General features: G+C 37.7%; 13 protein-coding genes, 1 other RNA gene and 1 pseudogene. 5 read left to right on the forward strand and 10 right to left on the reverse strand.

The annotated features are described in order from the left end of the window. Nucleotides 1-12 precede the first annotated feature (12 nt). Complete coding sequence (locus V8V91_RS27210) at nt 13-684, reverse strand: hypothetical protein (RefSeq protein ID WP_373398120.1); 672 nt, start codon at nt 682-684, stop codon at nt 13-15. 66 nt (nt 685-750) lie between these two features. Between V8V91_RS27210 and V8V91_RS27215 the strand changes: the two are divergent. Further along, nucleotides 751-1,745 (forward strand): annotated as a pseudogene (locus V8V91_RS27215) (acyl transferase). Between the two features lie 185 nt (nt 1,746-1,930). On the opposite strand, the gene V8V91_RS27220 reads toward V8V91_RS27215, so the two are convergent. Both V8V91_RS27220 and rnpB read right to left on the reverse strand, forming a co-directional pair. Continuing rightward, nucleotides 1,931-3,088 carry a sigma-54-dependent transcriptional regulator gene (locus V8V91_RS27220; protein ID WP_373398121.1) on the reverse strand — a complete coding sequence of 386 codons (1,158 nt, stop codon included), beginning with the start codon at nt 3,086-3,088 and terminating at the stop codon, nt 1,931-1,933. A gap of 17 nt (nt 3,089-3,105) precedes the next feature. Beyond that, nucleotides 3,106-3,520: RNase P RNA component class A (gene rnpB / locus V8V91_RS27225), an RNA gene on the reverse strand. Nucleotides 3,521-3,774: 254 nt separating this feature from the next. Between rnpB and V8V91_RS27230 the strand changes: the two genes are divergently transcribed. Together V8V91_RS27230 and V8V91_RS27235 are read left to right on the forward strand one after the other, a co-directional pair. After that, nucleotides 3,775-4,221 carry a DUF4442 domain-containing protein gene (locus V8V91_RS27230; RefSeq protein WP_373398122.1) on the forward strand — a complete coding sequence of 149 codons (447 nt, stop codon included), beginning with the start codon at nt 3,775-3,777 and terminating at the stop codon, nt 4,219-4,221. 49 nt (nt 4,222-4,270) lie between these two features. Next, nucleotides 4,271-4,834 (forward strand): DUF3109 family protein, encoded by a 564-nt coding sequence (locus tag V8V91_RS27235; RefSeq protein WP_205644499.1) that lies wholly within the window; start codon nt 4,271-4,273, stop codon nt 4,832-4,834. An 87-nt stretch (nt 4,835-4,921) separates the two neighbouring features. Here V8V91_RS27235 and V8V91_RS27240 read toward each other — a convergent pair whose 3' ends face one another. From V8V91_RS27240 to V8V91_RS27265, 6 genes are all read right to left on the reverse strand, one after another. After that, nucleotides 4,922-7,207: a DPP IV N-terminal domain-containing protein gene (locus V8V91_RS27240; RefSeq protein ID WP_373398123.1), complete on the reverse strand. Its 2,286-nt coding sequence runs from the start codon at nt 7,205-7,207 to the stop codon at nt 4,922-4,924. A 96-nt stretch (nt 7,208-7,303) separates the two neighbouring features. Beyond that, nucleotides 7,304-7,858, reverse strand: coding sequence for a DUF4287 domain-containing protein (locus V8V91_RS27245; protein WP_373398124.1), 555 nt, complete (start codon nt 7,856-7,858; stop codon nt 7,304-7,306). An 11-nt stretch (nt 7,859-7,869) separates the two neighbouring features. Beyond that, nucleotides 7,870-8,721 (reverse strand): hypothetical protein, encoded by an 852-nt coding sequence (locus V8V91_RS27250; RefSeq protein WP_373398125.1) that lies wholly within the window; start codon nt 8,719-8,721, stop codon nt 7,870-7,872. Beyond that, nucleotides 8,709-8,861 carry a hypothetical protein gene (locus tag V8V91_RS27255; RefSeq protein ID WP_373398126.1) on the reverse strand — a complete coding sequence of 51 codons (153 nt, stop codon included), beginning with the start codon at nt 8,859-8,861 and terminating at the stop codon, nt 8,709-8,711. The genes V8V91_RS27250 and V8V91_RS27255 overlap by 13 nt, the downstream gene beginning before the upstream one ends. Before the next feature lie 331 nt (nt 8,862-9,192). Then, the gene (locus tag V8V91_RS27260) at nt 9,193-9,864 is read right to left on the reverse strand and encodes an acyltransferase family protein (RefSeq protein WP_373398127.1); all 672 of its coding nucleotides are present in this window, start codon (nt 9,862-9,864) and stop codon (nt 9,193-9,195) included. A gap of 23 nt (nt 9,865-9,887) precedes the next feature. Continuing rightward, a complete protein-coding gene (locus V8V91_RS27265) occupies nt 9,888-10,082 on the reverse strand; it encodes a hypothetical protein (protein WP_373398128.1) in 195 nt (64 codons plus the stop codon). 122 nt (nt 10,083-10,204) lie between these two features. Between V8V91_RS27265 and V8V91_RS27270 the strand changes: the two genes are divergently transcribed. Both V8V91_RS27270 and V8V91_RS27275 read left to right on the forward strand, forming a co-directional pair. Beyond that, nucleotides 10,205-11,083: a PPK2 family polyphosphate kinase gene (locus tag V8V91_RS27270; RefSeq protein WP_373398129.1), complete on the forward strand. Its 879-nt coding sequence runs from the start codon at nt 10,205-10,207 to the stop codon at nt 11,081-11,083. Nucleotides 11,084-11,335: 252 nt separating this feature from the next. Next, the gene (locus V8V91_RS27275; RefSeq protein ID WP_373398130.1) at nt 11,336-12,619 is read left to right on the forward strand and encodes a S8 family serine peptidase; all 1,284 of its coding nucleotides are present in this window, start codon (nt 11,336-11,338) and stop codon (nt 12,617-12,619) included. Here V8V91_RS27275 and V8V91_RS27280 read toward each other — a convergent pair whose 3' ends face one another. Beyond that, entirely contained in the window at nt 12,620-14,824 is a 2,205-nt protein-coding gene (locus tag V8V91_RS27280; protein WP_373398131.1) for an adenylate/guanylate cyclase domain-containing protein, read from the reverse strand. Nucleotides 14,825-15,102 lie beyond the last annotated feature (278 nt).

Raw genomic sequence — 15,102 nt, forward strand, 5'->3', positions numbered from 1 at the left:
GAAGGGCTTTTTTTAATCTTTTGTGATGGTGCTTAACGTGACATCGGGACTCGTGACTTCATTACTTTTATTCAACGCTCTGTCCTGAATCTGAAGTTCTACCCTTAAAGTATCCGTTCGGAAGATGGATTGCCAACCGGAGGAAAGCATGGCATACCGAATATTTCCCTCAATAGCCTGAGTTTGATCATTATTCAATATCCTTGGGAAGCGACCATTAAACGTAGTATAGAAAGGAGGGTCTTGCCATTTAAACTCTGTGTATTGTCCATTTCTTTTCACAAAGAACTTTACGTAAATATTGTATTGATTTGGGTTTTGAACTACCCAAATGGTGTCTTTGACAATAGCATTATTGATAATTGGATCAATCACCCAATCAATTGGGTTATAAGTGGGAGCTTCGGGAGGCCGTGTAGAGTATGTGATTAATTCTCCTACATTGTTTCGTTGGTATTCCACTGCATTAAAGGGCGGATTGATTTCTGTAGCTCCAAGTCCTAAGTCTCCTTCAGCATCTTTAAAGTTGACGGAAACGATCAGAGAATCTGGCCCAGCAGTAGGGATATATTCAATGGAGGAAAATTCGATTTCAGGTGTACTTGGGAAATTATCAGGTGAGTTGACACAAGAAAAACTTGCTACAGCTAAAAAGAATATTCCTGAATAGTTTTTGAAACGCATAGGGCGAAAGTAAATTTACATCCAAGTTGAACAGTTCCATTATTGGACTTTGCAAAATATAAAACGATGCAGGATTTTAAAAGTTTTTCAGAAGTCATAAAGAATTTAAAATCTGAGGACTTTGATTCTACAGCATTAGCGCTTTTTCGGTTTCAGGCATCGGAAAACCAAATCTATAAAAAATACCTTGATGCGCGTCACATCAAAGTTAAAGACGTGAGTCAAGTGGAAGATATTCCTTTTTTACCTATCCGGTTTTTCAAAGATCATCCCATTGTTTCAGGAGATTTAGCTCGGTTTTTTGGCTTTTTTTCTAGTAGTGGAACAACAGGTATGATTACCAGTAAACATTATTTTTGGTCCGAGTCTTGGTATTTGAATCATGCCCAATCAATTTTTGAAAAGGAATATGGGGATTTGAGCAATTTTCATGTCTTGGCGTTGCTTCCCGCTTATTTGGAAAGAAAAGGTAGTAGTTTGGTCAGTATGGCCAATTTCTTTATTGAACAAAGCGGATCTGAGCATTCTGGTTTTTATTTATATAATCAAGATGAATTGTTGGACAAGCTAAGATTTCTTCAACATTCCCATAAAAAAGTATTGCTTTTGGGAGTGACCTTCGCACTCCTGGATTTGGCTGAATCTGAGAAGGAGTTTCCAAGAATGGAAAATTTGATTGTTATGGAAACTGGGGGAATGAAAGGAAGAAGAAAGGAAATGATAAGGGAGGAAGTTCATGAGTTATTGAAGCCCTATTTTGGAGTAAAAATGATTCACTCTGAATATGGAATGACCGAATTGATGTCTCAGGCTTATTCAAAAGGGGAGGGAAATATACCTTGCCCACCTCCATGCGCGTTATGTTAAGGGATGTGAATGATCCGTATTCTTGGAGTTCAAAAAGTCAAGGAGGGATAAATGTCATTGATTTGGCAAATTTCCATTCTTGTGCATTTTTGGAAACCCAAGATTTGGGGAGTTTTGATGAAAATGGATACCTCCAAGTATTGGGGAGGTTTGATAATAGTGAAATCAGGGGATGTAATCTTCTGGTTCAGTAATTGCTATCTTAAGAATAATTAAACATATTTGACCAGCATAAAATCTCAACTATGAAAAAATTAGCAACAATCGCATTATTGGTAGGAGTATTGGCCCTTGGAGCATGTGCCTCAAGTAAACCTTGTCCAGCTTACGCAAAAGCTCCTACTACTGAAAAACCGAATAGTTAAAAAAAATGCTGACCCTAATAGTCAGCATATTTTTTTATATCCTCCAGGCTTATCTCGGGTTCACCCAGAATTACAAGCCTTTCAATCACATTTCTAAGTTCTCTGATATTCCCTGTCCAAGGGAATTCCTGTAATTTTTTCAGGGCACTATCAGAAATAGTTTTACTTGCATCCCCATTTTCTGAGGCAATATCACCGAGGAATTTCTCAACAAGTAGTGGAATATCTTCTTTTCTATCTTTCAAGGCAGGAACTTGAATCAGAATTACACTTAATCGATGGTATAAATCTTCCCTGAATTTACCTTCCTTGATTTCCTGTTTTAAATCCTTATTGGTTGCTGCTAATACTCGCACATCCACTTTAATGTCCTTGTCACTACCTACTCGGTTGATCAGGTTTTCTTGAAGGGCCCTTAAAACTTTGGATTGAGCGGAGAGGGACATGTCTCCAATTTCATCTAAAAATAAAGTGCCACCTTGAGCCTGTTCAAATTTACCTTGTCGCTGTTTATGTGCAGAAGTAAAAGCTCCTTTCTCGTGACCAAATAGTTCGCTTTCAATTAATTCTGAGGGAATAGCAGCACAGTTAACTGCCACAAATGGATTGGAAGATCTGTTGCTCTTCGCATGTACCCAATGTGCCACTAATTCTTTTCCAGTCCCATTTGGTCCTGTAATCAAAACCCTAGCATCGGTCGGTGCTACTTTTTCAATGGTTTCTTTTACCAGTTTAATGGCGGGGGATTCTCCCACCATATCCAGTTTTTTGGAAAGTTTCTTTTTTAAGACTTTGGTTTCTGTGACAAGATTCTTTTTATCCAGCGCATTACGGACAGTAAGTAATAGTCTGTTTAAATCAGGGGGTTTTGGAATGAAGTCAAAGGCACCTTTTTTAGTGGCTTCTACTGCAGTTTCAATACTTCCGTGTGCAGAAATCATTATAAACTGAGGAGCTTTGTCCAAAGCTTTTGCTTGATCCAGCACTTCTATACCATCCATTTTTGGCATTTTGACATCACAAAGCACCAAATCAAAGTCTTCCTCAGTTAATTTTTTAAGTCCTTCTGCACCATCTTGTGCTTCAGATACATCAAACTTTTCGTATTCTAGAATTTCGCGCAATGTAGCGCGGATGACTTTTTCGTCATCAATAATCAAGATTTTTGACATGTCTCTAATATAAAAGAAAAAAGTGCAAGTCTATAAGCCGGGTTCTGTTTCCTTTTGATTAAAATCAGAAAGAATTCTTGTCATTTATCTAGCCCTGACCTTGCGGTCAGGATCAATCGATCTACCCACCTCGGAATCCCGTAAATACGAGAATCGTACGAGCAGCACTTTGCCCGAGGCCTATTTGATCTTTCAACCCATAAGGTTTGCCATGCCCTTGACATCACTGCCAAGGCGGTGGGCTCTTACTCCACCTTTTCACCCTTACCCAATCCGACGAATCGGAAATAGGCGGTATACTTTCTGCGGCACTTTCTGTAAACTGACTGTCTCCAGTCAGCTTCCTTCCCGTTAGGAAGTATGGAGCTCTACGTTGCCCGGACTTTCCTCTTCCCTGATATTAATCAAGGCAGCGACAAGACGACTTGCACGACGTAAAGTACGGAATTTTATACCAGAAGGGTTTCATCTCTTTGTTAAATGGTTGGTAATAAAATTTTCATTGAAGAAACATCTTCTATTTTAAATAATTGTTGAACAATTCAAGATCTTGATGGTTTGTAGATTGATAAGCTATAAAATAGCTGATTTTCATAGTGCTGGGTTGAACCGCTCAAATTTGAGCGGTTCTTTTCGTTTATATTCCTGTAACTTTTAGGAATGAACTCAAGCTATGGATTTAAAAATTGATTCGTGCCATCAATTGGTATCCTCCCTATCTTTTTTCAGGCATCCAAGTGGTCGACTATGCTCCGGATTTCCGAATGTTTAAGGTGAGATTGAAACTTACTTGGTATAATAGAAATTTAATTGGGACGGCATTTGGAGGCTCCTTATACTCCATGTGCGACCCATTCTTTATGTTTATTTTACTGACCAATCTTGGGAAAGAATATATTGTTTGGGATAAATATGCTCATATAGAATTTGTTAAACCAGGTAAGGGGACAGTATTTGCAATATTTTCAATGAGGGAGGAAGAGATTAATCATGTGAGGAATATTGTCGATGAGCAGGGAAAACATGTTTTCGAGTTTCCTTGTGAAGTAAAAGATGCCCATGGAAATTTAATAGCAAGATTGAAAAAAGGCGTGTATGTGAAAAAGAAGGAAGTTCAAAAGCCAAATTCCTAAACTCATTTTCCATTGCATTGCTTACCTTTGATGAGAAAATTTACCAGTTATGATTTTAGTAGGAAATGCAGTTCTTTCTGATGATATAAAAGAGAACTTTTTTGTCTGTGACTTGGAAGCTTGTAAAGGTGCATGTTGTGTGGAAGGAGATGCAGGAGCTCCATTAGAAGATGAGGAAACTAAAATCATTGAGGATATTTATCCTATTGTCAAAGATTATATCACAGAAGAGGGGAGAAAGGTCATTGAAGCCCAGGGAACTTGGGTGATAGATAAAGATGGCGATAAAGGAACCCCTACTATTGGAGATAATAGAGAGTGCGCTTATGCATTATATGATGAGCGAGGGATTTTAAAATGCGGGATCGAACAGGCATATTTGGATGGAAAAATATCCTGGAAAAAGCCGATTAGTTGCCATATGTATCCCATTCGCGTAACCAAATACGATGAGTTTGATGCACTTAATTACGACCGTTGGCATATTTGTGACCCTGCTTGCCAATTGGGGTCAAGTTTAAAAGTGCCTATCTATAAATTCTTAAAAGATGCGTTGATCCGAAAATATGGAGAAGCATGGTATGAGGAATTGGTAAAAGAAATCGAAGGATAATCAGACTTTACATCATTTAATGAGAGTTCGAATTGGAAACCATGGAATCACCCATCATTCCAATTCGAAACCTCAGGTGGTTGAACTCTAATCAGTTTTTATTTGGTAATGCCTGATAGGTTCCTCTCCTAGTAAGTGCTCAATAAAATAATCCCAGCGTTTTTTCGTGAAATAATCTCCGCTTGTTCTACCGAAGCTGTGATTTCTGCTCGGCCAAATGAACAGATCAAAATCCTTTCCTGCATTGATTAAGGCCTCCGCAAGTTTAAAGGTTGCAGAAGGGTTGACGTTTTCATCGATTCCTCCATGTGCAAGTAATAAATGACCTTTCAAATTTGCTGCATTGGTCACGTTGGATTGCTCGTGGTAGAAATCCCCAATTGGATATCCCATATACATTTCAGGCCACCAGGCCTTTTCCATTCGATGATCATGGTCTCCTGCGGAAGCAACCCCAACTTTATAGAAATCAGGATGTAATAACATGGCTCTTCCAGCATCATAACCTCCTGCTGAATGACCAAATATTCCCACCTTTTCTATATCCATAAATGAATTTTTACTAGCCAACTCTTTAATGGCCAATACATGGTCTGTCGTGCCATCCCCGAGATTATTATAAGAAACATCGTTGAAGGCTTTTCCTCTTCCATGGGTTCCAAGTCCGTCTACAGTGACCACAATAAATCCAAGTTCAGCCATGGGTTGTTGAAGCCCTATGAGACCTGCTCTAAAGGTTTTCGGGGTAATATCAGTATGTGGGCCGGTGTAGGTATAATCTACAATTGGATATTTTTTCTTCGCTGAAAAGGTGGTAGGCAAATAATAGATCCCATAAATGGTAGTTTTGCCATCCTTGGCAGTGGCGGTAAACTGTTTAGGGCTTTGATAGCCCCTTTTTAAAAGGTTCGAGATATCCGCTTTTGAAATCTCATGGATGATTTTACCGGTTTCTAATTCCCTTACAACCGAAACAGTAGGCTGATTTACTGTAGAATAATTATCTACAAAGTATTTACTTCCGCCAGCGTATGAGATGTCATGGAATGAATTCTCAGGCGTTAAAAGTTGCAGGCCAGTTCCGTCAAAATTGACCTTATAAGCAAAGGAATAGTAAGGGTTTACGTCTTTATCTACACCTGCTGCTTCAAAATAGATAACCTTGTTTTCTTCATCAATTGAAAGTAGATTTTTTACTACATAGTCCCCATTGGTAATTCTATTGACCAACTTTCCAGATTCCCAATCCATTAAGTATAGCTGGTTCCAGCCTGATTTTTCTGTTCCTAGAATGAATTGCCCATTATCCAATCTTCGGAAGATATTGTTATTGTTGATATGTGTTGGTGAGGATTCAGAATATACTTTTCGGGTTTCAGCTGTTTCTGCATTGATCTCAATCAAGTCAAAAGCTTTGAAGCCCCGATGTAAATAAGTCCCAAATAATTCCTTGCCATCCGGGTTCCAATTGAAGTACATTCCAATAAAATGAGGAGAGGTGAATTCTGTGAATTTGGTGGATTTTCTAGTTTCTAAATCAAATAGAACAGGTGTATAGGTGACCACAGTCGTGTCCCCTGGGGATCCTCGATAATAACCTTTTAACTGAGGACGAAACTTATCATCCTGGCTATTGTCCAAAAGCAACATTTTCTCAGCTAATCTCAGGTCTACTATTCGAGTTTGTATTCTTTTTGAATCAGGAGACCAGTTGACCGTAAAGTGTTCAGGTCTTTCTCCATCTTCTCCATAGATCATATCAGACCATCCCCAAAAGGAAGCATATTCATAATCTTTCTTACCATCAAAGCTTAATTGTATCTCTTCTCCGGTTTCTAGATTTTCGACAAATAAGTTGAAATTTTTGGTATATGCTTTCCAATTTCCATCTGGAGAAATGGAACGGTCCCTAGTTGGTTGCTCTTCTATTCTTTTAAAATCGAGATTTTCGTTTTGGTAGGTCCAAGTTTTGTTTTGCCATTGAAAACTCAAGGAATTGTCTTTATTAAAAGAGATCCGATTAAAAGGGAGGTTGCGACCATCAATGGGTTCACCAGATTTCTCTTCAAGTAACGCTGCAAGCTTTGAATGATCAAAGGCCTCAACTGTCTTTTTTTCTAATATATCTGTCAAGAAAAACCTTTTTCCATCTTGGGTATGGGTTAAATGCCAAAAGCTGGTTTTTCCCTCCAGCCAATTTGGGTTTACATCCAAGTGGTAAACCTCCCTTTGAATATTGTTACTTAGAAAGTATTCGGCTTTGTGGTAGGTTTCTTCGGTGATTTGAGAATATGCACTATTACTAAGCAAAGCCCCAAAAGCCAGCAAGAATAAATACTTTTTAATGGGATTTGGATGAGATGAGGAAAGCATGAATTAAGCGTGTTTTGTAGATATCAAGGTAGGACCTAAATTCTAGAGAAACCCTTCAGAAATTGATAAATAGTAATCTTATTTTATAAATGGTTTTTAACCAGCTGCATCGTAAGCCTTTTTTAACCAGTTAATTACTTCTTTTGAATATTGCTCTTCCGGATTGACTATGATTCTATGGCTTACCATTCCACTAGATTTAGTGTCTAATTCAAGCATGCCTGTGGGTTCTTGGCCTTTTAAATTGATTCCAATGTCAAACCGGGTTTTTGTAGCAGGAATTAGCATAGCAAATTGTTTCTTCCTCCTGACGCTCACATAGGCATTCTTTGGTGCAAATTCTAGGTCATTGCCAAAGGTTTTAATTTCTGCCTTTAATTTTTCATAAAGCGGTAATAGATGCTCTTTTCCTTTGTATTGTTTGGAAATCAGTTCATCCAGTCCACTGGCAGATCCTGCATCGGATTTCAATGTTTTGTGGGCGACTAGGTTGGCAAAACCATGTGTAAATCCATGATTACTTTTTAAGAACTTTAGGATTTCACCATGTTTGGAAAAATTTTCCTTTTTAACAATTGATACCCATTCTTCCAGGCTTTTTCCTGTGTTTTTTTGAAGGTTATCAATCATAGTTTGTGCTGCTTGGTCCATTTTACTTGGTTTTAAAATTCTATTTCAGATACTATTGGAAAGTGATCAGAAGCATTTTTCAATTGAGTTTTCACACTTTGAATCAGACTGTCTTCTTTTTCCAGGTAGGGATTCCATACTTTTCCATGGAGCACCTGGATTCCTTGACTGACTAAAATGTGGTCAATCAGTACATTGACTTGGTCTCCCGTAATTCGGTCTTTGAATCTACTCGAATTGGGGGTCCATCCATATGAATTTAATTTGGGTTTTCGCAAAACAGATTTTAGGATGAATTCTGGATGCCAGGTATCTCCAAGTAGGAGTTCCACCGCTGATTTGCTGAACTTATTTTCGTAAAAGTCCAGTTCAAATCCATCATTAATATCTCCCATGACCATGACTTGCTGTCCTTTCTCCAAATACTCATCACAGCGCTGGCGAATGGACATGCATTCTGCAAATAACTTGAGGCGATCCCGCTGGGAAATTTGTTCAAACCTTGCATAGTCTACCATATCAAAGATTCCTTTAGATTTAGTATGAGCAATAATTACCCTCGTAAATAGCCTGTCATCTAATCCTAAAATGCTAAGCTCTAACGGGGGTCTATAGTGCTTATACTGCTCTTTGATTAGTCTATTTAGGGTGTCCATTATGAAGGGTTCATCAAATCTCTTTCCTTCTTTCACCTCCGGGGTAAACAGTACGTTTATTTTGTCTGGATTATATAATGCACATAATTCCTGTTGACCAGGTGAGGGGAATCCGTGTATTCCTTTTAGGTTTTTTTGAGGAAGAAACTCTTGAACCCAAGCCTCCAATTGGAGGCTAGCTGTTTTGGAAAGGTTGACTAAGGTGTTTGGCCCTTCTACAATACCCAAAAATCAGGGTTCATGGCTTCTATTACCTCTGCTAACTGCTGACTTCGTTCTCCCTCTTTTCCTGTGGTGGTTGGATTTCCTTCAGGGTCAAAGAGTTCCCTCATCCATTCCACATTGTAAACTCCAATTTTTAATTTCATAAAAAATCCCTGTTTAATAAAAAAGCAGGGATAATTTACAAAATTCAGAATATAGAATACAAATTCGTTGCAATTACTTTAAACCTTGATATAAATACGTTTCTTGTCCATCCAGAGGCCTAGAAGCCAAATCAAGAGCATGTAACTGAATGCAAAAAAAGACGAGGCATTTTTAGGGCTTAACCAACTGGTATACAAATTTTGATAAATAGTGGCTCTTAAACTGACTTCCCCAATAGGGATCATTCCAAATAGAGTGATTACTAATCCGGATGCGACATACAATATCAATGGGTTCCTTCCAAAAACTTCAAAAAGTAAGTCCAGTTATTTACTTTTTCAACTCGATCATGTATACCAATACAGCCAAAATCAACATGTCAATTCCCACGGTCAATAATACATAGGAGCTGGTCCAAATCTTTTTGTTGATCGGGAAAACAAGGTCCCAGATATATGCTGCAGCTATCAGTACCGCTCCACCAATCAGTAGTTTTTTGATGGTTTCCATGCTATTTCCCAGTTTCTGGATCAACTTCCCAACGAGGTAACCAGCGATCACATTCACGATGGCTGGAAGCGTACTTAAAATTCCTTCCGGGTCGAATGGAATTCCTTCTCCACCATACATTCTCTCCGCACCAATCCAAGATAGGTCCAATTGGATGGCAGCATTTCCTGTCAATCCATAGGGATCTGCTGGATCCCCGAAAATATACATGATGGCCCAATAGCCCAGTAAGGCAATTGCGCTAAAAATCCAGCCTAGCCTAATTCCTCCAATATATAAGACGATGGCCGCAAAGAAATAGCTAAGGGCAATTCTCTGAAGAACCCCAAATAATCTCACTTCGGTAAGCTTGATAAAATTGAACCCACCGTTCTCTGTTAGTTCATAAAAAGGGAATGCATTTAATAGCCAGCCTATTAAAAAGATCAAAAGCGCCCGCTTTCCTACTTTTTTAAAGAAATTCTTGGCAGACATGTCCTGTAGTTTTTTCATGGAAAAGCTCATGGCATTACCTACTACAAATAGAAATGTTGGGAAAACCAGGTCGGTAGGGTGAAACCATGCCATTTGGCATGTGCTAATGGAGCATACAAATTTGACCAATCACCGGCGGTGTTTACAATGATCATAAAGGCGATGGTCATGCCACGTAAAACATCTAATGCTAGATACCGATTGCTTAAGATTCCTGTATCTTGTTTTAAAGTCATAATTAAGGTTTGGTCGTTTGGGTTTAAACTTAAAAAATGGAGGAAGTATTCCTGCCTCAATTTAAAATATTATCTTGGATTAAGGCCTTCAGCCAATTTTTTATTGAATTAAAATTCTCCTTATGAAAAATATAGATTCCGAAAAGTTTAAAGTGGTTACTCCTATTGAGCTTCATAAAATTTCAACATCATATGATTTGGAAACTTCAGAGAAGAAGAAATCAAAAAAGCTGAATGAGTTTAGAGAGGAGTTAAGTGAACATCAAGACATCATGTATGCACACAGCAAGTATTCGGTATTGATCTGTTTGCAGGGGATGGACACCGCTGGGAAGGATAGTTTAATCAGAGAGGTTTTTAAAGAATTCAATCCTCGTGGAGTAGTAGTTCACAGTTTTAAAACACCTACTTCCAATGAATTAAAGCATGATTATTTGTGGAGACATTATATCGCCTTACCAGATCGGGGGAAATATGCTGTATTTAATCGAACGCATTATGAAAACGTATTGGTAACCCGAGTGCATCCTGAATACATTCTGGGAGAGAATATCCCCGGCATAAACTCAGTGGAAGACATTACCCCGGATTTTTGGGAAAATAGATTTGAGCAAATCAATAATTTTGAAAATCATATTAGCCAAAATGGAGTGATCATCTTAAAGTTTTTCTTGCACTTAGGTAAAGAGGAGCAAAGGCAACGATTGCTTCGGAGACTAGATAAGAAGAAACATAATTGGAAATTCTCGCCGGGAGATTTGAAAGAAAGAGGTTATTGGGAGAAATATCAAGAGTATTACCAAGAAGCGATCAATAGGACTTCCAAGCCCCATGCCCCATGGTATGTTATTCCTGCTGATAATAAAGAAACTGCCAGAGTATTGGTTGCCAAGACTATTTTAGATGAAGTGACCCGATATAGGGATATTAAAGAGCCTGAATTAGAAGATTCCATTGAAGAAAATATCCATTTATATAGGGAAGAACTTCAGAAAGAATAAGGTTTTGTAGTCCGTAAAATGCTGTTTAAATACTTGTAATTGTGATATTTAAATAGGATTATTTTTAAATAACGTTGATTTTTTTAACTTAAAATACTTTTAATGAGTTGATTTTTAATAGGTTAAATTTTTGTTGTTATGAGATGGTATTCATTTTTATTGTTTTCCCTTTTTCTAATAGTAGGATCATGCCAAAAAGATCCAAAGATTACTCAGGGTTTTGAGGTAGAGAATACTCTAAATCCCATTGGAGTGGATGTTTCACAATATATAGAAGGAAGCTACTTGTTTTATTTGGATGAGGACCACTTCCGACCAATTATACCTGAGAATTCCTTAAAATTATCGGAAATTGAAATTACCCCAGATCTTATTGGTCTGAAGAAGGGAGAAATAATGAATTTTTTTTCAGAAACCTTTAACCTAAAAATTACTCCTGAGGATGTTTTTGTGCTAAGCTTTTCTGCGGCAAGAGTCAGTGAAATTACAGAAGAACAGGCATTGCAAATTCTAAATGATCCTAAGGTAAAATCAGCTCAGAATGATTTTACTATCCAAAACATTAGGCCTAAAATGCAAGGGGAAGGGCCCGTAGAGCAAAATATCAGGCCAAAGATGCAAGAGGAATGGCAATACGATTCCATCAAGCATTCAAGTACCAATGTAGAGTTCGTAAATCCAGAGGGGAAAGTTGGAAATACAACTAACAAAATTTGGATTGTAGATACTGGAGTAGATGGGAATCACCAAGATCTAAATGTGATCACGGATCCTGAATATTCAAAATCTTTTGTAGATACTGAAACAAACCCATTGATGGATATTTTGGGACATGGGACCCACTGTGCCGGTATCGCAGCAGGTTTAGCACATCATCAGTCAGATCCGAATGTTTTGGGAATGAATGGGGTTTCACCTGGGGCTCCAATCGTTTCAGTAAAAGTAATCAATTGGTACGGAGAAGGGGTTTGGTCAAAAGTATTGGATGCAATGGAGCACGTCATTTTAAAATCAAGCCCTGGAGATATAATTTCAATGAGTTTTGGTGATAAGTTACCTGGAAATGCTAACCCAAATAAGTGTTTGCCTATGCCTACCAGCAGTACGAATAATAAAAGGTATTTATTGAATCAAATTGAAATTCTAGCTTCGAATGGTGTATATGTAGTTATGGCATCTGGAAATACCGGGGAAAGTTCAGAAGGATTTTTTCCAGGATGTTTTGATTTCAATGATATGGTGATGACTGTTGGGTCCATTAAAACTACCTATGATTTTACGACGGGTGACTACAATTCCTCATTTTCTGTTTTTTCAAGCCGAGGGATTCCTTCAATTGATTTTGTTGCACCAGGAGAGTTTATGTTTTCAACTTTTCCCCATAATCTATATGCTGTTCTTTCTGGAACTTCCATGTCCACTGCAATGGTAGCGGGAATCATCCATGCTAACGGGGACTTCCGGATGATACTGATAAAATTGTTGGGCCTCCATCCAGCAACACCTATTCGATTGCTAAAGCGCAATAACCAATAATTAGCGTGTTCTATCTAAAGTAGCTGCTTTCAATGAGGTGTTTTCTCGCTCGATGGCTGATTTTACCTGGCTGATAATTTTGTTGTAAGTTGAGTCGCCCTTTAAATGAAAAAATATGGGGTTGTCTTCGACGAAGAATAAATCCCTCCAACCTAAGTCATATGCTTTTTGTAAATATTCCAATGCTCTCAAGTTTTGTTTTTTTACCGCCATTGCTGATGCAAGTTCAATCATGATGTTATTATCTTCCTCCCCATTTTTTAAGGCCTTTTCCCTTATCGATATGGCATTAGTCAATAAACTGTCAGCAGCTTGATTTTCACCATCTCGTAATAAAAGAAATGAATAATTGATTGGAACTATATAGTAATGGTCATTATAAAAATGATCATAGGAGTTGATGGATTTTTCATAGAAAATTTTTGCATTGTCGAAATCTTTTGAAAAAAATGATATGAATCCGGCTGATTCATAATTCGCATAATTCGGAGATCCCGTAAGGGTTTGTGCAATCAGCTTTTTAGCTTCATTAATGTTGTTTTCATCAATGTAAACGGAGGCCAATAAGCTGAAAGAGGAAGGATCATTTGAAACATTAATCGCTTTCATTAACCATTTTTTAGCTTCAGTGAAGTTGCCTAAAATTTTATAGGTCCATCCAGCCATTTGGAATGAAATAGGGTTCAATGGGTTTAATGAGGCCGATTTTATTTGACCAATCAATGCCTTTTCAAGATTCCCTTGGCTAAAATTTATGGTAGCTAAATTCCCAATTGCCTCACTGTAATTTGGTTTGATTGAAATAGCAGCTTCAAATGAACGTTTTGCATTTCTAATCTGTCCTAAATAATAATATAAATTCCCTCTGTTTTTATATAATTCTGCTGAGTTAGGCTCTATCTGTAGTCCTATTTCACTAACTGCAAAACTGGAGTCATACCAAGATTTGTCTTTTCCGAATGCAGGGTATTGTGCATAGGTGTCTGCTAATCCAGCATAAGCCATGGTAAAATTAGGATCAATTTCGATGGCTTTTTTATAGTAATCAGCAGCCATTTCAAAGTTTTCTAATTTGTATTGCGAGTATTGTTCTTTTGCTTTTAAAAACCATTCATAGGCATCAGGGCTTGAAGTCAATACTTTCCCTATTTCGGCTTCTTCCCTTGCTGAAAGTGAAATACCTAAGACTCTCGAAATTTCCTTAGCGATGACACTTTGAATTTGAAGAAGATTTTCACCTGTTCTGGAAAATGAATCCGTCCATAAATTCTTATTTTCCTCTACATCTATCAACTGAACATTTACCTTGGTGTTATCTCCTAAATATTGGATGGATCCCTTTAAAATGGTGGTTACTTCTAGCTTTTTTGCGAGAGAGTCTAAATCCAAATTGGGATTGGTAATGTTTTCAATAGATTGGTAGGAGATGACTTTTATGTCATTTATTTCCGAAACCTGACTGATGATTTCTTGGGTAATATCTTTGGAAAAAACATCCTCAGGGGTTCGGGGGTCTACGTTCGTAAATGGCAAAACCGCCACTGACTTTTCTTTTTCCCAGGTATAATTATTCCACAATAGGGAATAAATTAAAAATAAAAGAATGGTGAGGGTAGAGGCCAAGGCTACCCAGAATTTCCAGGGTTCCCGCTCTTGAATCTTTACCTTCTTAATCATATCCGCCCTTTTTGGGGTTGCCAAAGGTGGATTTGTCAACGCATGGAGCTCCAGTTCTTTCGCGACATTTTTTAGTCGGAATAAGCCTAAATTAACATGGGTAAATTTGTTTTGTTCCGGGAGGTTGGCCAATACATCTGAGGAGAATAAAACGCAGGAGGGTACCCCAATGCTTTGAATTCTGGACGCAATATTGACTGCATCTCCATAGACGTCTCCATGGTCAAGGATAATACCTCCGCAATGAAGACCAATTCTAAGTTCTAGTTCACTTGATTTACTCCATTCTTTGTGTATTTCCAGACTGGCTTCTAATGCTTCCTCAGCATTTTCAAAAATTGCCAAAATCCCATCACCTAATTCTTTGATGATTTTACCCCCATGCTTTTCGAAGACCTCTGAGTGAAGAACCAAATTTTGCTTCATTAATTCGAAGGCATGATCTTCATCTTGCCCCATCAAAAGGGTGTATCCGACAATATCAGAAAAGTAGACGATTGAATGTTTCCTATTTAAAACTTGATCCATAAAAAATTATAGAAGTCGGGGGCTTTTCAGTTTGCTTTTTCCCAGCTAATTAAACTAAGCGAAATAAAGTGGTATTTGAAATAATAATACGTGATTTATATGGGCTTGTTAAAAGATTTTTTAAAACATTCTTTAGATAGTTTCATAAATATCAATTTCTGTTGAATCAAATCAGAATTTGTCAATCAATTTATTCTGATTCTTGATATTATTCAAGGTACACTAATTTATTTACCATAAAAATGTATTTTGAACAATAAAAAGAGTATTTTGGCATT

Origin of the sequence: Algoriphagus halophilus, from assembly GCF_041729275.1 — a bacterium.
Classification (GTDB): domain Bacteria; phylum Bacteroidota; class Bacteroidia; order Cytophagales; family Cyclobacteriaceae; genus Algoriphagus; species Algoriphagus halophilus_A.

What these genes read in the sequence shown, in the direction of transcription:
- V8V91_RS27220 (WP_373398121.1), bottom strand. Translation starts at nt 3,088, where the DNA reads ATGTCAAAAATCTTGATTATTGATGACGAAAAAGTCATCCGCGCTACA.
- V8V91_RS27280 (WP_373398131.1), bottom strand. Translation starts at nt 14,824, where the DNA reads ATGGATCAAGTTTTAAATAGGAAACATTCAATCGTCTACTTTTCTGAT.
- V8V91_RS27245 (WP_373398124.1), bottom strand. Translation starts at nt 7,858, where the DNA reads ATGGACCAAGCAGCACAAACTATGATTGATAACCTTCAAAAAAACACA.
- V8V91_RS27270 (WP_373398129.1), top strand. Translation starts at nt 10,205, where the DNA reads ATGAAAAATATAGATTCCGAAAAGTTTAAAGTGGTTACTCCTATTGAG.
- V8V91_RS27210 (WP_373398120.1), bottom strand. Translation starts at nt 684, where the DNA reads ATGCGTTTCAAAAACTATTCAGGAATATTCTTTTTAGCTGTAGCAAGT.
- V8V91_RS27240 (WP_373398123.1), bottom strand. Translation starts at nt 7,207, where the DNA reads ATGCTTTCCTCATCTCATCCAAATCCCATTAAAAAGTATTTATTCTTG.
- V8V91_RS27260 (WP_373398127.1), bottom strand. Translation starts at nt 9,864, where the DNA reads ATGAAAAAACTACAGGACATGTCTGCCAAGAATTTCTTTAAAAAAGTA.
- V8V91_RS27265 (WP_373398128.1), bottom strand. Translation starts at nt 10,082, where the DNA reads ATGACTTTAAAACAAGATACAGGAATCTTAAGCAATCGGTATCTAGCA.
- V8V91_RS27235 (WP_205644499.1), top strand. Translation starts at nt 4,271, where the DNA reads ATGATTTTAGTAGGAAATGCAGTTCTTTCTGATGATATAAAAGAGAAC.
- V8V91_RS27255 (WP_373398126.1), bottom strand. Translation starts at nt 8,861, where the DNA reads ATGAAATTAAAAATTGGAGTTTACAATGTGGAATGGATGAGGGAACTC.